The following is an 18130-nucleotide window of genomic DNA, read 5'->3' as shown; positions in this document are numbered from 1 at the left end:
AGTGGAAATACAGGATTTTATTGAGAGCGGAATCTTAGAGGCACACTTGTTGGGATTAACCAATAAAGAAGAGAAAGAACTCGTACGACATATGGTGGAAGAAAACCAGGAAGTCAAAGAACAACTGGTTGATATTGAGAGAGACCTCACCCGCTACTTCAATGGCTCGGCAGCTACGCCTCCCACCGCAGTTCGGGAAATTATTCATCTCAGAAGTGGACAGGACAATTTTCGTAAAGAAAAACATACATTCAAGAACAGCGCTTCGGCGGAAAACAGCACGAAATTTCTTGATGTCGAGGTTAATGACACGCACATTAAAGTCCATAAATTCTGGCGTCCCGCATTCATTGCTGTATTTATTTTATCCAAAATATTCCTGATCGCCGGCTTGTATTATTACTTTAAAGCAGTGAATCAGGAGGAAGAATTACTAAGACTTAAAACAGAGATTCATCAAGTCAAATAGTCTGACAACATTCATAAAACAAGCCGGAACTCACATCGTGATCTTCCGGCTTGTTTGTTTATATTTGAAAAATAAACATACTATGATATCATATGAAAGAGAGAGAGAGAATTAGCATCCTCGAAGAATTAATGTCAGAAAACCTGATCCGCCTTGACCGACTTGAATCGGGACAGTTCGATCTGAAACACGGCCAAAATGTCCTGATTAGAAGTGTGAATGACCTAAATAATTTGGTCTGGAGGAATTCAAATGACATTGAAGTCTTGAAGAGCGATGGCACAATCATGAAAGGCGACATTGCAGTCTTAAAAGAAGATGTTGCGGTCCTAAAAGGCGATGTTGCAGTCCTAAAAGAAGATGTTGCGGTCCTAAAAGAAGGTGTCGCGGTCCTAAAAGAAGATGTCGCGGTATTAAAAGATGATGTTACAGTCGTAAAAGAAGACGTTGCTTACCTGAAAGAAAACATGGCAACAAAGCAGATGTTTGCCAGCCTGCTGGAAGCAATGGTAAATGGCTTTGACCGGACCGACAAACAATTCGCCAGAATGCACGACGAAATGGTTTTGCTGCGGCAGGATGTCAATGTACTGAAAGCCAGGTAACTCTTCAAAAAACCGCCAAATTACTACGTTCCTCAATCTCTAAAATAAATACATGTTTCCGTTTCGCGTTGGCCAGGGTTATGATGTGCATCAGTTGGTGGAAGGCAGGCCATTTTGGCTGGGAGGGATCCTGATCCCGCATTCGCACGGCGCAAAGGGCCATTCAGATGCCGATGTTGTTTGCCACGTCATGTGCGACGCAATGCTGGGAGCTGCGAACATGCGAAACATTGGTTACCATTTCTCCGATAAAGATCCGCAATGGAAGGGGGTCGACAGCAAAATTTTATTAGCCAAAGTTCTGGAAATGATCCGCGAAAAAGGCTTTGAAGTAGGCAATGTGGATGTTACGATCGTTCTGCAAAATCCAAAGCTCAATCCGCACATTCCGGAAATGAAAACGTGCCTTTCCTCTGTCACCCGGATTCCGGAAGAAAACATTTCCATTAAAGCAACCACTTCCGAACATTTAGGATTCGTAGGCCGCGAAGAAGGAATTGCCGCCCATTGCGTAGCCCTGATATATTTACCTGATGTCCTTCCTTTTAAGCAGGATTTATAAAATCAAACCCCTGAAAAACGCCTTCATGAAAAAAATTCTCCTTGCCCTTACCGTTACTATTGGCTTTACATTCATTGCATGCGCCCAGGAAGGCGGCCAGATTACACAACCGCTTGGATTTGAGGAGTATGACCCGGTTTCTACATTGAAAGTAGAAGAGCACATTATCAAGAAAGCCAAATTCCCGTTCATCGACGTACATAATCACCAATATCAGATGCCTACGCAGGATCTGAAAGCGCTGACAAAAGAAATGGACGCGCTGAATATGGGTATAATGGTCAATTTGAGCGGACGCGGTTGGTCGCAGGAATGGGAAGAAGGGACGGCTACGCTGAAAGGTTCACTGGAAAATGTGGCCAAGAATGAGCCTAAACGCATCGCCGTGTTCACCAACCTTCAATTTAAAGGCTTTGGTGAGAAAGACTGGTCGGCTAAGGCCGTTGCGCAGCTGGAAGCGGATGTAAAAATGGGTGCAAAAGGATTGAAAATATACAAAAGTCTTGGTTTTAGCGGCATTAAGGATGATAAAGGAAACCGAGTCGCAGTGAGTGATCCGCGGTTGCAACCCGTTTGGAAAAAATGCGGCGACCTGGGAATCCCAGTGCTGATCCACACTGCCGATGTGCCTTCATTCTGGGACCCGATGGATCGCTACAATGAGCGCTGGCTTGAACTGAAAACCCACCCAAACCGCAGGCGAGGTGCAAAAGATCCTGTGCCATTCGATTCGCTGATCGCGGAGCAACATTACATTTTCAAGAGTAACCCAAAAACGACATTCATCAATGCGCACATGGGCTGGTATCCGAATAATTTGAAAAAACTGGACAGCTTAATGGTCGTTTTTCCAAACATGTATGTGGAAATCGGCGCTGTTATCGCAGAGTTGGGCCGTCAGCCAAGAGCAGCTAAGCAGTTTTTTGATAAATATCAGGACCGTGTATTATTTGGTAAAGACAGCTGGGTGCCAGCCGAATACGCAACTTATTTCAGGGTTTTGGAAACAGAGGATGAATATTTTCCTTACCACAAAAAATACCATGCATTTTGGAGAATGTACGGGATGGGGCTGTCTGATGAGGTTCTGAAAAAGCTTTATTATAAAAATGCTTTGCGGATCATTCCTGGCTTGGATAAAAGTCTTTTCCCTAAGTAACCCTTCTCATTTAAAGGATTTCGCTTCCTTGATCAGCGACCTGTACTCAGCTTTTCCGAGGCATTTTTTGTAATAATCTTTGGCTTTCCCTTTGTTCCCGGCACGTGCTGCAATCCTTGCCAGGCCGGCGTAGGCCATTGCATGATATTCTTTGGTGTATTGATCGTCATGCGGCGTTTTCAAGGCAAGCAAATATTCGCGCTGAGCAGCAGCGTCGTCTTTATCATGCTTCTCATCCATCAAACCCTGGAAAGTGCGCCAGGCCACAGGATAAAAGCCGTGCGTATTTTTCTTCAACGACGCCAGTTCCTTATCCGCCTGCTCATACTTCGCTGCCAAGAGCAGCGATTCGATGTTTTTCATCAAAAAAAGCGGGTTTCTGGGATACAGATCAACGAGCTTATCGGTGTAGTAAACGGCCTTGTCCGGTCTTGACTCGTATTTAAGGTAAATGTGTGAAATATAAAAATTAGCCTCCGCACGCGTGATCGTCCCGACTTTGGTTGCATTGTCTATTTGTTTCAATCCCAACGCTTTATCACCGCTTTTAAAGAAGAGCATCAGCGGCTTCACCATTGAATGTTCCTCAGGATATACTTCAACATAATAGTTATACATGCCCGAAGTGAAGTAAAATTCCGGGTTCTTATTGATCAGTTTCAGGCCTTCAACGAATGCATTATACGCCTTCTTGCCCTCCCCCGCTGCATTCATCATTTCACCCTTATAATTGTACATCATGGCCATATAACCACGCGCAACCATTGTGTAAAAAACCGCTTCGGGATCCAGGCTGTTTTTCCCGTATTTCTTATTAATAGCGTCAAGGCATTGGTCCAGCTTGTGAATATATTCCTTGGATTTTGCTGGGTTATCCTTGATCGGCAAATGTTTCCAGAAGAGCACAAACGAATCCAGAATGTATGAAACAGGGTGATTAGGATACTTTTTTTGAACCTGATGCATAAAAACTTCCGCCTCCTCAAACTCGTAATTGTAAATTTTGTCCAGGCTGTTCTGAACATTTTTTAACGATGCCGGATCATTCAGAAGTTGTGCAGGTGCAGAAAGCGAACAAAGTGTCAATATAAATATGAAAAGAAACCGAAGGGTATTTTGCATGGCAATTACTATAAACTCAAAATGGTTTGGTGGAACCGCACCGGAACATTAGCTTTGTTAATAACCCTAAAACAAGATGCCGGGTTTCTGTTCCAAAGCTTTATTTGGACGGTTCTTTTAAAAATTATTTTACTCATTGATATTATGATTCGTTACGAGCAGTTTACCCTGGATAATGGCTTGAAAGTTTTTGTTCATGAAGATTTTTCAACACCAATGGCTGCCGTAAATATCTTGTACAATGTTGGTTCACGGGACGAGGATGAAGAGCGGACGGGATTTGCACATTTGTTTGAACACCTGATGTTCGGCGGATCCAAAAACATTCCCAGCTACGATATTCCAGTCCAGAATGTCGGTGGCGAAAACAATGCTTTCACTTCGCCCGACATCACCAATTACTACATTACACTGCCCGCAGACAATATAGAAACGGCTTTTTGGCTCGAATCGGATAGAATGATGAGCCTTTCTTTTGATCCCAATGTGCTGGAAGTGCAGCGAAAAGTCGTTATCGAAGAATTCAAACAGCGTTACCTGAACCAGCCCTACGGTGATATGTGGCTGAAATTAAGACCATTGGCTTACAAGCAGCATCCTTATCGCTGGGCAACAATCGGTAAGGACATTGACCATATTGAAAGGGCAACAATGGATGATGTTCAGGACTTTTTCTTTCGGTTTTACCGCCCGAATAATGCAGTAATGGTCGTTGCCGGTGCCATAAAAACTGCACAGGTTCGGGAACTGGTCAGCAAATGGTTCGGTGACATTCCTCCGGGCGCGCCTTATGTGCGCAACCTTCCGCAAGAACCATTACAGAATGAAGCCCGACATCTGGAAATCTCAGCAGCCGTTCCACTGAATTCCTTGATCAAAGTGTATCACATGCCGGGCAGATATGAAAATGGCTTCTATGCGACAGACTTGCTGAGTGATATTCTGGGACGTGGAAAATCGTCCCGTTTGTATCAAAGTCTTTTGAAGGAAAGATCGATCTTTAACAGCATCAGCGCTAGCGTTACTTCGTCCCTGGATCCCGGTTTACTTTTAATTAAAGGAAATCTCAATCCAAATGTTACATTGGACGAGGCTGATGCCGCTGTGACTGAAATACTTAGCGAAATTGTAGCGAATGGTGCTAATGATGATGAGGTGACCAAAGTAAAAAACCAGTCGGAAGCTTCACTGGCTTTTTCGGAAGTGGAGCTGCTGAACCGTGCCATGAACCTGGCTTTTGCGGCCAATGCCGGAAATGTAGACTGGGCCAATGAAGATGCGGAAATTATCAGAAACCTTACTTCCGAGGATATCCACAAAGCGGCAAAATCGGTGCTCAGGCCCGAAAATGCTTCCACATTATATTATCGTGCAGAAGATAAGCAGGCTGTGGCCAATTAATCCTCCGGCAGGAAAGTCAGATAACTGAAATTCTCTTCTTTAAACATTTCCTGTGCAATGTCCTGCAATTGAAGTGCGGTGATTTGCTCAATTTCTGTGAAGATCTCCGGAAGCGAATCCACGCGGCCGGTGTCCAGCAGGCTTTTGGCCATCATTAACATAAAACTCATGTTACTTTCCTCAGACATAGCCAGTTGCCCCATCAGCTGCACTTTGGTTTGATGCAGTTGCAGAACCGACAAAGGAACTTCCCGGATTCTTTTGAGCTCCTTATGGATCAGGGAAATGCTTTTCGTGAGTTGTTTTTGTTCTGTACCAAAGAAAATTCCCATAAAACCTGTGTCCAGGTAAGGCGTGTAATTCCCTTCGATAGAGTAAACAAAACCGTATTTCTCGCGCAATGAAAGGTTAAACCTGGAATTCATTCCCGGCCCGCCCAACAAATTAACCAACATAAAAAACGACAATCTTCTGTCGTCCAACAAAGGGTATGCCGGCTGGCCCATCGCACATTGCGCCTGGGAAATCGATCGTTCTTTTTGCTGACTCACAGGCACATACGCGAGTGGCGCCTGCCTGATCCTGGAAGTTTTGCGGTGCGGAATGTTGCCCAGATATTTTTCGGCAACGCGAATCACTTTTGAAAAAGGCAAACGGCTTACCGAGGAAACGACAATGCGCTCTGTATCAATGTTGTCGTTGATAAATTGCATTAAATCCGCTTTGCCAAACGAACTGACGGTCTCGGTCGTGCCTAATATATTATTTCCCAATGCGTGATCCGGGAAGATAAGCTGGTCAAAATCGTCCTGGATAGCGTCTTCGGGAGAATCAATGTACATTGACATTTCCTCCAAAATCACATTCCGCTCGCGCTCGATCTGCTTTTCAGGGAAAATGGAATGGAATGTTATATCCGCAAGCAAATCCATGGCTTTATCGAAATGATCGTCCAGGACCGAAGCGTGAAAACAGATTTTTTCCTTGGTCGTATAAGCGTTCAGCTCACCGCCTACATTCTCTAACCTGTTGATAATGTGGTAAGAACTTCGTTTTTCGGTTCCTTTAAAAGCCATATGTTCCCAGAAATGGGCCAGGCCTTGCTGATGCGCCAGCTCATCGCGACTTCCGATATCGAGCATGATGCCGCAATGCGCGATTTGCGTATAAGGGACCTGCTTGTGAGCAATGCGGATCCCATTGGCAAGCGTATGTAAATGATAATCTTCTGTGATTGGTAGTGTGGTGGATTTGGGGTTACCCTGTTTACGGACGTTATCTCTCTTCATTCCTTTTGAACACAAAATAGGCACCAATAATTTTCGGTGGTATCCACAAAATTACAGACTTTTGCTCTGAAACCCTTGAAAAGCACCAGTTATGCGCGTTGGATTTGATGCCAAAAGAGCTTTTGCCAATAAAACCGGACTCGGAAATTACACCCGATTTGTGCTCGATGCGCTCCAGACAAATGAAAAAGCACAAACCTACTTCGCCTACACGCCCAAAAACAAGGCAAAACTTTTTACTGCTTTCCCTGAAAACAACATTCGGCTTCCCCAGACATTCCTGGACAAAAAACTCTCGGCGTACTGGCGTTACGCATCCATAACCCATCAGCTGAAAGCAGATAAGATTGATGTTTTTCATGGATTAAGCAACGAACTTCCGCAAGGATTGCAACAGGCTGGCATTAAGTCTGTTGTGACCATTCACGATTTGATTTTCGAACGGCTTCCGCATTTGTTCAAACCCGTTGACCGGCTTATTTACAGACATAAATTCCAATCCGCATGCCGCCGCGCCGACTCGGTTATTGCCATTAGCGAGCAAACAAAGCGTGATTTGGTACAACTCTATCATGTTGATGATAAGAAGATCCAGGTTGTTTATCAGGATTGCAATCCGATTTTCAAACAGCGAGGTGAACAAGATAAAATAGAAGAGATCAAGCAGTTATATAACATTCAGGGTCCGTACATTCTTTGTGTAGGAACATTGGAAGAACGTAAAAATCAGCACAGGTTGGTAGAAGCATTTGCGAATGTTGCCGGCAATGATTTTCAGCTTGTTCTGGTGGGAAAACCAACGAGTTACACGCCCAGAATTTTGGAATGCATTCAAAAATTTAACCTCGAAGAGAAGGTGAAAATCCTTCATAATGTCCCTACAGAGGATTTGCCAGCACTATATCAGGCCGCTGAAATATTTGCCTACATCTCAATTTACGAAGGTTTTGGAATTCCGATTCTGGAAGCATTACACAGTGGAACCCCGGTTTTGGCAGCGAAAGGCTCCTGCCTGGAAGAAGCGGGTGGCCCGGGTGGACTGTATGCAGATCCTTATCAAAAAGAAGACATCAGCCATCAGCTGAATAAACTGATAACTGATGCCGCTTTAAGAAAACAACTTGTAGAAGCCGGAAAACAGCACATTAGCAGGTTTTCCGGTGAAAATATTGCTCGTCAGCTTGTGGATTTATACCAAAATCTCCGCTAAATTATTTCTCTCTGTATTGTTCAATGATCCGGAACAATGCTTTTTGTTTTTCCAGATCCGGGAAAAAATCGAAAAGCTGCACATGCGCGTCGTAATCGAGCGTTAATGCGGTTTCCAGGTTTAATAATGCTTCACGATACGTACCTCCGTGAATCTGGTAAACTGCCATTCTATAATAGAGATCGGCTTCCTCGGGCATTTCATCGATGGCTGCTTGCAACAGGTCACAAGCGCGCAAGTAATTGCCTTGTTCAAACAACACGTGAGACCATTTCAGCCAGATATCAGGATTCGAAGGCTCGATTTCCGCTGCTTTTTCGAATGCTTCAAATGCTGAAATAACATTACCCACTTTGAATTCTGTTTCAGCAAGTGCAAGCCAGTAATCGGGATTTAACTCTGTGATCTGAATGGCCTTACGCAAAAATCCAACGGCTTCATACCAGCGCCCAAGCTCACTGAAACAAATTCCCAATCCATACCAGCCGTCATCCCATTGCTTATCCAGCTTAACAGTCTGCCGGTAATATTTGATGGCTGTTTCAAATTGCCCCAGTTTTTCATAGCAAGTGCCCAGGCAGCAGCATGTTTCCGGCTGCTCCCCTTCGAGTTCAATGGCTTTCAGATATTGCTCTTTGGCGTCTTCGAACTTTTCCAGGTTCATGTACGAATTGCCCAGCTGGAAGAATGCCGAAGCGAAATCTTCCTTCACCAATGTTGCATATTCGTAAGCATTCACTGCATCCTCGTAACGTTCGAGCTTGCTGAATGCGATGCCCAAATTATACCAGGCATGATGCGAAAACGGATCGCGATCGACGAGCTCATTATAATAATCCAGATGACTTTCCAGCTGCCCTACCAAATCCAGGCAATGTGCAAGCTCATACAGCGCGCTTTCGTTATTCAGGTTATTGCGGAGCGACTTTTTATAGAACTTGATCGCCTCGTCATATTTGCCCCAATTCTGGTAAGTCTGCCCTATTTGAAAATATATTTCATCCTGATCTTCAACACGTTGCAACAGATTTTCCAAAACCTCAATGGCCTCTTCAAACTCTCCCATCATATTGGAAATGGCAACCTGCATGAACGAAATTTCAATGTCGCCGGGATGAAAAAGGGAAGCTCTTTCGAGGATTTCCATGGCCAGCTCATGTTCGCCGCGATTGGCATGCAGCTGCACCATATTCAGCAAAAGATCCAGCGAATAAGGATAATCCGACAATCCTAACTCACAAGCTTTAAAAGCCTTATCCCAATCTCCTTTTTCAATGTAGTGAACCGTTACTTTTTCGTAAGTATCCAAATCAAAAAAAACCGGCTCACTCGTTTTAAGCATTCTTTCAAACCTGAGCAATGTTTCTTTCATATAATCCTTTCTTTCCCCAAAATTTTTCTCCATCATACGGACCGTCAGGTTAGATTTGAGGGCTAACGCACCACTAATTAATTAAAGAAAGTTATAAAATAAATTATCGTAATTCAAATCTTGCCAAGCAAACTTTCACTCACCCTGGCAACCGTTCGCTCAATGGGCTGAAACTGAAAATTCAATGCTTTTCGGATTTTTCCATTGTCATAACTGATCTTTCTGGCCGCAGATTTGGCCGTTTCCTTGGTAATTAGCGGCTTTGTTCCTAGTAACCACGTCCTTACCGCCTCGAACCGCCAAATAATTCCAGCCAGTCCGGCGCCCACTTTAAATGTAGGCCGCTTCTTGTGCATGGCATCTGCGATAGTATTGAACAAATTCTGATAAGAAATGCTCCCACCATTCAGCAAAAATCTCTCTCCGGAGATATCCGATAGCAAAAGCTGAAATATAATGTCGGCGACGTCCTTCACGTCCACGTAATTGGCGATCCCCTCTGTATAAAATGGTTTTTCTTTAAAAATGTAACCAAAAATCTGCGTGCTGCTTTTACTCCAATCCCCTTCGCCCAGTATCAATGTGGGGTTGACAATCACCGCATTAAGCCCTTCCGCAATCCCGCGCCAGACTTCAAGTTCGGCCAAATGTTTGGTTTTGGCATATTCAGAATTCTCCGGAGAATCTTCCCAGCGTTGGCTTTCATCAAGAATAACGTCCTTTCCGGGAAGGGTTTTTCGCGCATCAGGCCTGCCGATTGCCGCAATGCTGCTCACATGACAAAGTTTTCCGATCTTATATTTAAGGCAAACATTCACCACATTCGCCGTTCCCTCCACATTCACTTTGTACATGGCCTTCCGCTCTTTTGGAATAAAGGAAACCACTGCGGCCGTATGCACAACCATATCCATGTTTTCCATCGCCCTTTCCAAAGCACTGAGATCAAGAATATCGCCTTCCACCCATGTTATTTCTGCTGCAATGTCAGCGAGCAGGCTCCGGTCGGAGTCAGGCCGTGCCAATGCAAAAACTTCATGATTTTCGGAAACAAACTTCTTCGCCGTAGCACTTCCAACCAACCCCGTGGCACCAGTAATGAGCACTTTCATATTTTATTAAACAGAATGTGAAGGTCAAAGTTGGCTGTAAAAAAATGAATTCACTGCATAACAACAAAAAACCCTTCCCAAATCGCGAGATCAGGAAAGGGAATGTCATTCTGAAAACTGATATTTTAAAGGCGTTCTGCTTCGAGCAGATATTTTTCAAGCTTTTCGATCCTGGGAGAAAGATCGTCTTTTTCATACAATGCAATCATAAAATCCTTTCGGAGTTCTCCGGTCGTTTCGGGACTGTCTTTCACTTTTTGAATCAACCCGGGTAAGGCTGCCTGCGCTTGCTTATGCAAATCCAGGCTTGTCAAAATTTGGTTCTTAAAATCACCAACCAGCAAGCTATATTCATTGTCTGCAACATGGCCTTTAACTTTATTAATCCCTTCCATAATGAGTGCAAAACGGCCGCATTTGGAGTCGATCAGTTCTTTGGTTAAAAAGGCAATTAAAGCATAGTCGTCTGAGTTGATCACATCACCATCTTCCAAGATCACTCTTGCGTATCTGTTCCGAACGTGCCTGATCAGCAACGCATCTTCCCGGTGGCTTCGCAAAAAGCTTTTATACGTTCTCAAAATCCCATCCTTCTGATCGTCTGTCAGTGGCGCATTCTCTGCCGGCAACTGGATCGGCGCCATTTCGGTTAGCCTTTCTTTTAACTGACGTTCTGATTTGACCAGCTCCCTAGTGATCTTCCCGTTTTCCGCCAGGGAATAGGTTGGGAATAATGCATCATCTTCGGTTACTGCTTTTGTAAAATGATACTGTCTTTCTGCCTTTTTAAGATAATCATCCTGATTGTCAGCACATCCGAACGCTGCCAGCACAGCCAGAGAGAGCACAAAAAGCCTTTTGTATATGTATGTCGTCATCTTGTTAATGGTAAATGGTGGAACAAGCGTTAACACTTGAAGTTATAAAATTTTATTTACACTTTCTCAAAGTCCCGGTTCTGAAAGCGTTTTTACTAATTTTACGTTTTAGAATCTTATTTATATTACCTGAATTTCAAAGATGCCCATTCCCGATCCAAAACGATATACTGTTACCGCCGCGCTGATCTATGCCAATGGCCCTATACACATTGGTCATTTGGCCGGATGTTACATACCGGCAGATATATACGTTCGTTACCTGCGCTCCAAAGGGAAAGATGTTGCTTTTATCAGCGGAACCGATGAGCATGGCGTTCCCATTACGATTCGTGCGAAAAAAGAAGGCCTAACGCCGCAGCAGGTCGTTGATAAATATTATGCGCAAATCGACGCTTCCTTTAAAGAACTGGGCATTTCGTTCGATATATATTCCAGGACGAGCAAGGCGGTCCATCATGAAACCTCGCAGGAAATTTTCAAAGACCTGTTCGATAAGAATGTTTTCGTTGAAGAAACAACCGAGCAATATTTTGACGAAACGGCCGAACAATTCCTGGCCGACCGATACATTGTCGGAACATGCCCGGTTTGCGCAAATCCAAATGCCTACGGCGACCAGTGCGAACGTTGCGGCTCAACATTAAGCCCGCTGGAACTGAAAGATCCGCGATCAATGCTATCCGGCGCAAAACCGATTTTGAAGGCGACCAAAAACTGGTATTTGCCTTTGGACACCATGCAACCTGACATTGAAAGCTACATCAACAGCCACAGCGAGTGGAAAACAAATGTTTTCGGACAATGCCAATCCTGGTTAAAAGACGGACTAAAACCCCGCGCCATGACCCGCGACCTCGATTGGGGAATCAAAGTACCGCTTCCTGATACGGACGGAAAGGTTTTATACGTGTGGTTTGAAGCACCTATCGGATACATTTCAGCTACAAAAGATTGGCTGATCCAAAAAAACGGAACGGACGAGGGCTGGAAGCAATGGTGGCAACCGACCACCCCTGGCGAGGAGACGAAGCTGGTGCATTTTATAGGTAAAGACAACATTGTTTTCCATTGCATCATTTTCCCTGCTATGCTGATGGCGGAAGGCAACTATATTTTGCCGGATAATGTACCTGCAAACGAGTTTATGAACCTGGAAGGCGATAAAATTTCCACTTCAAGAAACTGGGCCGTGTGGCTTCATGAATATCTGGAAGAGCTTCCCAATAAGCAGGATGTGCTGCGTTATGTGCTTACGGCCAATGCGCCTGAAACCAAAGACAGCGAATTCACCTGGAAAGATTTCCAGACCAGAAATAACAGCGAGCTCGTTGGTATTTACGGCAATTTCATTAACAGGGCCATTGTTTTAACCCAAAAATTCTGTGACAGCAAAGTGCCCGCAAGAGGCGCATTGCAGGAAATTGACGAGATCGCTTTGAAAGACCTTTCTGAATTCCCGGCGCGCATTGCAGAATCCCTGGAAACTTACCGGTTCCGTGAAGCGCTTACATTGATCATGGACTTAGCAAGATCAGGAAACAAATATCTCGCAGAAACGCAGCCCTGGCATGCCATTAAGACTGATCCTGAACGCGTTAACACGATCTTGAACATTGCATTACAAATTTCAGCAACATTATCCATTGTGTCTGAGCCCGTGCTTCCTTTTACAGCTGCGAAAATCCAGGAGCAACTGGGAATGACCGATACAGCCTGGGAAAATGCTGGAAACCCGGATCTGCTGTCTTCCGGACAGGCTGTTCTGGAAGCGAAACTGTTATTCGAGAAAATTGAAGACCATGTCATTGAAAAACAAATTCAGAAACTGCACGACGCAAAACGAATGAACGAGCTGGAAGGAAAAACGGTCACGGCAATCAAGCCGGAGATTCAATATGATGATTTTGGAAAAATGGATATTCGTGTCGCTACAATCGTCGCTGCGGAGAACGTTCCGAAAAGCAAAAAACTGCTCAAACTGCTCGTAGACATCGGCACTGAACAGCGAACTGTCCTTAGCGGGATCTCAGAGCACTTTTCAGCGGAAGAAGTGGTTGGCAAAAAAGTATTATATCTGGCAAACCTTGCGCCGAGAAAGATGATGGGGCTGGAAAGTCACGGAATGATCCTGATGGCCGAAGACCGGGACGGAAGCCTGGCTTTTGTACAGCCCGGAAAAGAAGTGTGGAACGGCGGGACAGTAAATTAATAATCTGCAACTTGAAACAATAAAGGGCTCCTGGAAAACCAGGAGCCCTTTTCTATAAAAATGTTATTGAAATTCCATCTTAACCTGGTCGTACAAGGAGTAAACCTTATCCACCAGCACTTCGCATTCCCTGTCCGAAAACTGGTCGATTGTATTGCTTACCGCATTGGAAACAACTTTCCCTTCCTCATTCACTTTCACACCTTTCTGTTTGATAAGGCTCAGGATCTGCTCCCACTCCCCAATAAGGCTATCGGAAAAGTACCGCGGTTCGATAATGTTGAAATATGCAGATTGGGATTTTAACTTTTGCTTAAGCTGACCGGAAGCATTTGAAACTTTGAGCTCTTCTACAAGTTTCGTAAGTTCAATGTAAGCGAAGATATTTGATTTTTTCATAACGTTGAGATTGGAGGAGTAATATATAAAATATGGATGCTAAGATACAGAGATGAAACTCCTTTTTTTAATATAAAACAAAATGTTTACCCTATGTTAATATTAACTATTGGATGCGTACAATTCCTGAAAGCTATATTCCATGTGCTTCATTCATAAGACCGAAGGCAATGAAAGATCTCTTTTTCGGGCGCAATATAGTGCATGACACATAAAAAAACCCGACAGTTGTAACTATCGGGTGACTTTATTTAGTGCAAATTCGCTGTTACCAGCGTTCAATGTTAACCTTCCTGTGGTAATCTCCCTGCTCGTCTCCGTAAGGAAGAAATAGCACAAGATGGCGCAAATTATCGTCATATTTTGCTGTTATATTTTCAACGTCGACCCCGTCGGGAATGACGAATGTATTGATGAAACGTATCGTTCTCCACTGCTCTTCATCGGACAGACTTTCCTGAGAAAATATGGGCAACAAGTGAAATAGTTTTAGATTATTAGTATTCTTTTTTCCTTTTACTACTTCCAATTGAAGATCTTCAACCTCGATGCCAGGAACCTTCACAACAACTTCAAAACCGTCCGATCCTCTATCAAGCTTTATAGCGGGCTCACTCATTCCACCATTGATCGTGTTGATGAAATCAATATTCATCAGCATTTCCTGGGGTATTTTCAGTTTGCTTTCCATAGCTATCGCGTTTAAGATTCACAAGTTTTATACATTAACGAAAAACTACGTGCCAAAGATTATTTTTCGATTAAAATTTGAAAATATAATCCGTTGGTAAAAAATCTTCAACCGCCTTCAAATGACTGAAAGCATCTTTTTAGCCCTGAATAACCATATTACCACAAATAAACCGGAAATAACCTAATGTCAAAGTTGCAGTAACCGCTCCCCACAGAGCGACAAATTGTCCTACTATCTGAATGCTGATCAGGATTTGCGATCAGAATGTCCTAAGTCGCGTTCGGGATCAATGCGATCGCGGATCAGTTGCTTGATTTCTTTGGGCTCCGGGAAGTGTCCTTCGCGCTTCCTGTCCCAGATAATGTCGTCCCCCAAGCTGATGATGTATCTTCCCGCAACTTCCGACGGCACAAGCTGGACTGCATGCAGATCGTCGGTAAATGTGGTGAGTAATTCCTGCGCCATCCAGGCAGATCGCAGCAGCCAGCCGCATTTCGGGCAGTATTCAATGTTGATTGTAGGTTTCATGATCATTAACACAATGCTTTGGGTCATCAAGTTATCAAAAAAGCCGTGAAGGATATCCCTCACGGCTTTCGAATTTTAACCTAACCCTTTTAATCTTTTGCGAGAAATCCGTCTAAAAATTTCTCCCTTAACGCTTTACAAATGTCGCTTGCCCTATACATTATTTTTAGCGTTATAACCCCTGATTTGTAAAATGCGTAACCCCTATTTTAAGCCTTGGTAATAATCCCCAATGTAGTAGGTAAAACTACGTGTTTTTGTCCCCAGCTCATTTTTCAACACATTGGTTTACAAATCTTTACACGAGAACCGGTAACTCAATACAATGCATTCCGCTTGGTGGTAAGGCACGTGGGGGTTACATTTACGTATATCAAGAAATTTTTAAAAATTCTCTAAAACGTTTATGGATCCACGGAAATTTACGGGTAAAGAAGGACAGCTGATCTCAGCGGAACAAGCATTAAGAATTACTGAACCTTTTCAGAGAAGAGAACAGGAAATTACGCTTCGCGGTGAGAATTATGTAAAAGCCGAGTTTTTTGGAATACATACATTCAATGAATTGATGAGCATTCACGGAGAAACTTGTGTTGGTTTTCGCGTTTATTACGGCATTACGGAGGAGGAAGGACATAACGCAGGAGAAAAGCAAATGCTGGCCAAAGGCACAAAAAGACCGACCGCAAGACTTGTGCTTATCCCTGTCGACGCGCACGGCAATGACCTAACCAAGTCTGCCCGGCTTAGTGGAATGAAGGATATGCCCGCAAGGAAAGAAGCCATGACAGGCGGACCGCTTTGCCCGCACCAATGTTAGGCAGTAATAATTAACACACTATATGTTTGAAATTTTCATTTCGTATTGTTTCAGAAACCCGGTCTCATGCATAGCAGTATTTATCACACTATTACCGCTAATATTAATAATTTTAAAAAAAGCATACATCGACCCCACCTTCCGATTGCTGTTGGTTTACTTGACAGTGAAATTGATGATTGATATTATAATGGTTCGTTCGGCTGCTAATCATGAGAATAATATATTGTTTTTCAATTTAGCCATCCCGGTTAATTACGCTTTGCTGGGCGGAATGTTCTATTACAAATTCAACTCACCGACATTAAAAAAAGGGATTATAGGTTCAATGGTGGGCTTTTTAGCTTTCACAGCATGGGATATTTTTAATTCAAATCCAGTGATAAGTGACCTGCATAACCACAGGGCAGTATTGTTTTCAAAAACAGTGGAAGGAGTCTTGATTATTACATTGATTTTATTGTTTTTCTATGAACTGATAAAGTCTTTGCGCATTCCAAACCTGCTTACCTTTCCCTTTTTCTGGGTATGCTCAGGTTTACTGTTATATTATTCAAGTTTTATCTTTATTGCGCCTGTCTTACATTATACGGCCACCTGGAATCATTCCGTTGACATAGGCTTAACTGAAACCATTCCAACTATTTTTGAAATAGTATGTGCGTTGTGCTTTAGCGTTGGTATTTATCATTTTTCGGCAGGACATTATGCAAAACAGTGAAGAATTGAAATGGGCGTTACTCATTGCCTCGCTGGCAATGCTGACCATGGCGTTCTGCATGATCTCTTTCGTGATGTACTATCAAAAAAGACGATTTGAGGAGGAAAAGCGGATCAGTGACATTGAAAAAAATTACAACCGCCTCTTACTGGACACCGCGCTTAACTCAGAAGAAACAGAGCGCCGCCGCATTGCCCAAGACTTGCATGACGACATTGGGACAATGCTATCCCTCACCAAGTTAAGCCTTAACCAGCTCAGCAAACTGGTCGGCAGCAGCGGAAATGAGAAGGAGGACCAGATCATGAGAAAGTCGCAGTCGCTGGTTGAGGAAACCATCCTTCATGTGCGCAGGATCACGCGTGATCTGGTGCCCACGACATTGGAAAGGTTTGGATTAATGGAGGCGATCGAGGAATTTATTCATAAATTAGAAGAAGATAACAACCTCGCCATCACCTTCCTGGCCAACACAGACGATTTCCCAAGGCAAGGCCAGAAACTGGAACTTACGCTTTACCGCATTATGCAGGAATTGGTCAACAATGCGATCAAGCATGCCAACTGCTCTAAAATTGATATACGGCTGGAAATCAATGATCAGATGATCGGATTGAAAGTGACGGATAACGGAGTGGGTTTTGATCCCGAAAAAATCAAAGAAAATAATCTCGCTGGGCTGGGCCTGTTAGGCATCGAAAGCCGGCTGGCGATTGTTAACGGAACAGTCCAATACGAAAAACCTGAAAAAGGCGGCGCAAGTGCATTTGCACAGATCCCGGTGATGCCGGTTTCAGACAGCAAACCGGAACCTTTGCATCCATTCCGCCGTGAGCGCGTGAACATTTAATTAAATATGAAAACCTTAAAACTGGGAATTGCCGACGATCACGAACTGTTCAGAAAGGGGTTTATCTCCATGCTGAGCGGCATTCCCGATTTCGAATTTGTACTTGAAGCGGCCAATGGCCAGGAATTACTCGACCGTTTGCCTGCCAACACACCGGATATCGTTTTTATGGACCTGCAAATGCCGGTTATGGATGGGATTCAGGCCACAGAGGCTGCTTTTGAAAGATTCCCTAACATTAAGGTGATCGTTGTTTCCATGTATAATGAAGACCGTTTCGTTATTCACATGCTGGAAAAGGGTGTGCAGGGCTATTTATTAAAAGACACAAGTCCGGACGAAGTGGAAAAAGCCATTCGCCGCGTGGATGAGGAAGGTTTTTATTACAACGACTTCGTTTCCAAAGCCATGCACCGGAAAATGGTAACCCGGCAGGTTAATAAGCATCCCTTCTTCCCCAACGCCTGCAATGTTGCGCTTTCGTCAAGGGAAAAGGAAGTCCTTCAACTGATATGCGACGGCTTTTCGACGGCGGAGATCGGCGACAAGCTTTTCATCAGCGTGCGCACGGTAGAAGGCCACCGGTTAAGGGTTTTGGAAAAAACAGGAACCAAAAGCACAGCAGCTGCGGTTGCATTTGCCTACAAAAATCAACTATTGAATTAAGAGCATTTATAAATTGCAATTTACAGAATGACACGCACCCAAATGCGTGTCATTCTCGTTT

The 18130-nt window shown here is 43.8% G+C and carries 19 protein-coding genes; 11 read left to right on the top strand and 8 right to left on the bottom strand.

The annotated features are described in order from the left end of the window. The first annotated feature begins 1 nt into the window (after position 1). The 4 genes from L0659_RS01530 to L0659_RS01515 all read left to right on the top strand — a co-directional run bounded on the left by L0659_RS01530 (position 2) and on the right by L0659_RS01515 (position 2795). Positions 2 to 469 (top strand): hypothetical protein, encoded by a 468-nt coding sequence (locus L0659_RS01530; protein WP_235123770.1) that lies wholly within the window; start codon positions 2 to 4, stop codon positions 467 to 469. 92 nt (positions 470 to 561) lie between these two features. Continuing rightward, positions 562 to 1074, top strand: a complete 513-nt coding sequence (locus L0659_RS01525; protein ID WP_235123768.1) for a hypothetical protein — start codon at positions 562 to 564, stop codon at positions 1072 to 1074. A 52-nt stretch (positions 1075 to 1126) separates the two neighbouring features. Continuing rightward, positions 1127 to 1636, top strand: coding sequence for a 2-C-methyl-D-erythritol 2,4-cyclodiphosphate synthase (gene ispF / locus L0659_RS01520; RefSeq protein WP_235123767.1), 510 nt, complete (start codon positions 1127 to 1129; stop codon positions 1634 to 1636). Positions 1637 to 1661: 25 nt separating this feature from the next. Then, positions 1662 to 2795: an amidohydrolase family protein gene (locus L0659_RS01515; RefSeq protein ID WP_235123766.1), complete on the top strand. Its 1134-nt coding sequence runs from the start codon at positions 1662 to 1664 to the stop codon at positions 2793 to 2795. A gap of 6 nt (positions 2796 to 2801) precedes the next feature. Here L0659_RS01515 and L0659_RS01510 read toward each other — a convergent pair whose 3' ends face one another. Continuing rightward, the gene (locus L0659_RS01510; RefSeq protein ID WP_235123765.1) at positions 2802 to 3917 is read right to left on the bottom strand and encodes a lipopolysaccharide assembly protein LapB; all 1116 of its coding nucleotides are present in this window, start codon (positions 3915 to 3917) and stop codon (positions 2802 to 2804) included. Between the two features lie 144 nt (positions 3918 to 4061). Here L0659_RS01510 and L0659_RS01505 point away from each other — a divergent pair, with 144 nt between their 5' ends. Further along, the gene (locus L0659_RS01505) at positions 4062 to 5318 is read left to right on the top strand and encodes a pitrilysin family protein (RefSeq protein ID WP_235123764.1); all 1257 of its coding nucleotides are present in this window, start codon (positions 4062 to 4064) and stop codon (positions 5316 to 5318) included. Here the strand turns inward: L0659_RS01505 and L0659_RS01500 are convergent. After that, positions 5315 to 6607, bottom strand: a complete 1293-nt coding sequence (locus L0659_RS01500; protein ID WP_235123763.1) for a pitrilysin family protein — start codon at positions 6605 to 6607, stop codon at positions 5315 to 5317. The two genes, L0659_RS01505 and L0659_RS01500, sit on opposite strands and share 4 nt — an antisense overlap. A 91-nt stretch (positions 6608 to 6698) precedes the next feature. Between L0659_RS01500 and L0659_RS01495 the strand changes: the two genes are divergently transcribed. Beyond that, on the top strand, positions 6699 to 7817 hold the full coding sequence (locus L0659_RS01495; RefSeq protein ID WP_235123762.1) for a glycosyltransferase family 1 protein: 1119 nt from the start codon (positions 6699 to 6701) through the stop codon (positions 7815 to 7817). Between the two features lies 1 nt (position 7818). On the opposite strand, the gene L0659_RS01490 is transcribed toward L0659_RS01495, so the two are convergent. The 3 genes from L0659_RS01490 to L0659_RS01480 all read right to left on the bottom strand — a co-directional run bounded on the left by L0659_RS01490 (position 7819) and on the right by L0659_RS01480 (position 11179). Then, entirely contained in the window at positions 7819 to 9225 is a 1407-nt protein-coding gene (locus L0659_RS01490; RefSeq protein WP_235123761.1) for a lipopolysaccharide assembly protein LapB, read from the bottom strand. A gap of 77 nt (positions 9226 to 9302) precedes the next feature. Then, positions 9303 to 10301 (bottom strand): SDR family NAD(P)-dependent oxidoreductase, encoded by a 999-nt coding sequence (locus tag L0659_RS01485; RefSeq protein WP_235123760.1) that lies wholly within the window; start codon positions 10299 to 10301, stop codon positions 9303 to 9305. 125 nt (positions 10302 to 10426) lie between these two features. After that, positions 10427 to 11179, bottom strand: a complete 753-nt coding sequence (locus L0659_RS01480; protein WP_235123759.1) for a hypothetical protein — start codon at positions 11177 to 11179, stop codon at positions 10427 to 10429. 142 nt (positions 11180 to 11321) lie between these two features. Here L0659_RS01480 and metG point away from each other — a divergent pair, with 142 nt between their 5' ends. After that, positions 11322 to 13391 (top strand): methionine--tRNA ligase, encoded by a 2070-nt coding sequence (gene metG / locus L0659_RS01475; protein WP_235123758.1) that lies wholly within the window; start codon positions 11322 to 11324, stop codon positions 13389 to 13391. 63 nt (positions 13392 to 13454) lie between these two features. On the opposite strand, the gene L0659_RS01470 is transcribed toward metG, so the two are convergent. From L0659_RS01470 to L0659_RS01460, 3 genes are all read right to left on the bottom strand, one after another. Then, on the bottom strand, positions 13455 to 13790 hold the full coding sequence (locus L0659_RS01470; protein ID WP_235123756.1) for a hypothetical protein: 336 nt from the start codon (positions 13788 to 13790) through the stop codon (positions 13455 to 13457). 268 nt (positions 13791 to 14058) lie between these two features. Beyond that, complete coding sequence (locus L0659_RS01465) at positions 14059 to 14481, bottom strand: Hsp20/alpha crystallin family protein (protein WP_235123755.1); 423 nt, start codon at positions 14479 to 14481, stop codon at positions 14059 to 14061. A 249-nt stretch (positions 14482 to 14730) separates the two neighbouring features. Continuing rightward, on the bottom strand, positions 14731 to 15012 hold the full coding sequence (locus L0659_RS01460) for a SelT/SelW/SelH family protein (protein ID WP_255727019.1): 282 nt from the start codon (positions 15010 to 15012) through the stop codon (positions 14731 to 14733). Positions 15013 to 15418: 406 nt separating this feature from the next. On the opposite strand from L0659_RS01460, the gene L0659_RS01455 reads away from it, so the two are divergent. The 4 genes from L0659_RS01455 (at position 15419) to L0659_RS01440 (ending at position 18069) form a co-directional block, all read left to right on the top strand. Then, positions 15419 to 15832, top strand: a complete 414-nt coding sequence (locus L0659_RS01455; protein ID WP_235123752.1) for a hypothetical protein — start codon at positions 15419 to 15421, stop codon at positions 15830 to 15832. A gap of 175 nt (positions 15833 to 16007) precedes the next feature. Further along, positions 16008 to 16553, top strand: coding sequence for a hypothetical protein (locus tag L0659_RS01450; RefSeq protein ID WP_235123751.1), 546 nt, complete (start codon positions 16008 to 16010; stop codon positions 16551 to 16553). Further along, positions 16540 to 17403, top strand: a complete 864-nt coding sequence (locus L0659_RS01445; protein ID WP_235123750.1) for a sensor histidine kinase — start codon at positions 16540 to 16542, stop codon at positions 17401 to 17403. The genes L0659_RS01450 and L0659_RS01445 overlap by 14 nt, the downstream gene beginning before the upstream one ends. A gap of 6 nt (positions 17404 to 17409) precedes the next feature. Next, entirely contained in the window at positions 17410 to 18069 is a 660-nt protein-coding gene (locus L0659_RS01440; RefSeq protein WP_235123749.1) for a response regulator transcription factor, read from the top strand. Positions 18070 to 18130: the final 61 nt, after the last annotated feature.

Source organism: Dyadobacter sp. CY347, from assembly GCF_021502655.1.
Lineage (GTDB): Bacteria > Bacteroidota > Bacteroidia > Cytophagales > Spirosomataceae > Dyadobacter.
The sequence above is the reverse complement of the archived record's forward strand: the minus strand, read 5'-3'. Positions and strand labels throughout refer to the sequence as shown.

Bases quoted from the DNA above. Each gene is read 5' to 3' on its own strand.
- L0659_RS01525 (WP_235123768.1), top strand. From the start codon at position 562: ATGAAAGAGAGAGAGAGAATTAGCATCCTCGAAGAATTAATGTCAGAA.
- ispF (WP_235123767.1), top strand. From the start codon at position 1,127: ATGTTTCCGTTTCGCGTTGGCCAGGGTTATGATGTGCATCAGTTGGTG.
- L0659_RS01515 (WP_235123766.1), top strand. From the start codon at position 1,662: ATGAAAAAAATTCTCCTTGCCCTTACCGTTACTATTGGCTTTACATTC.
- L0659_RS01510 (WP_235123765.1), bottom strand. From the start codon at position 3,917: ATGCAAAATACCCTTCGGTTTCTTTTCATATTTATATTGACACTTTGT.
- L0659_RS01505 (WP_235123764.1), top strand. From the start codon at position 4,062: ATGATTCGTTACGAGCAGTTTACCCTGGATAATGGCTTGAAAGTTTTT.
- L0659_RS01500 (WP_235123763.1), bottom strand. From the start codon at position 6,607: ATGAAGAGAGATAACGTCCGTAAACAGGGTAACCCCAAATCCACCACA.
- L0659_RS01495 (WP_235123762.1), top strand. From the start codon at position 6,699: ATGCGCGTTGGATTTGATGCCAAAAGAGCTTTTGCCAATAAAACCGGA.
- L0659_RS01490 (WP_235123761.1), bottom strand. From the start codon at position 9,225: ATGATGGAGAAAAATTTTGGGGAAAGAAAGGATTATATGAAAGAAACA.
- L0659_RS01485 (WP_235123760.1), bottom strand. From the start codon at position 10,301: ATGAAAGTGCTCATTACTGGTGCCACGGGGTTGGTTGGAAGTGCTACG.
- L0659_RS01480 (WP_235123759.1), bottom strand. From the start codon at position 11,179: ATGACGACATACATATACAAAAGGCTTTTTGTGCTCTCTCTGGCTGTG.
- metG (WP_235123758.1), top strand. From the start codon at position 11,322: ATGCCCATTCCCGATCCAAAACGATATACTGTTACCGCCGCGCTGATC.
- L0659_RS01470 (WP_235123756.1), bottom strand. From the start codon at position 13,790: ATGAAAAAATCAAATATCTTCGCTTACATTGAACTTACGAAACTTGTA.
- L0659_RS01465 (WP_235123755.1), bottom strand. From the start codon at position 14,481: ATGGAAAGCAAACTGAAAATACCCCAGGAAATGCTGATGAATATTGAT.
- L0659_RS01460 (WP_255727019.1), bottom strand. From the start codon at position 15,012: ATGAAACCTACAATCAACATTGAATACTGCCCGAAATGCGGCTGGCTG.
- L0659_RS01455 (WP_235123752.1), top strand. From the start codon at position 15,419: ATGGATCCACGGAAATTTACGGGTAAAGAAGGACAGCTGATCTCAGCG.
- L0659_RS01450 (WP_235123751.1), top strand. From the start codon at position 16,008: ATGATTGATATTATAATGGTTCGTTCGGCTGCTAATCATGAGAATAAT.
- L0659_RS01445 (WP_235123750.1), top strand. From the start codon at position 16,540: ATGCAAAACAGTGAAGAATTGAAATGGGCGTTACTCATTGCCTCGCTG.
- L0659_RS01440 (WP_235123749.1), top strand. From the start codon at position 17,410: ATGAAAACCTTAAAACTGGGAATTGCCGACGATCACGAACTGTTCAGA.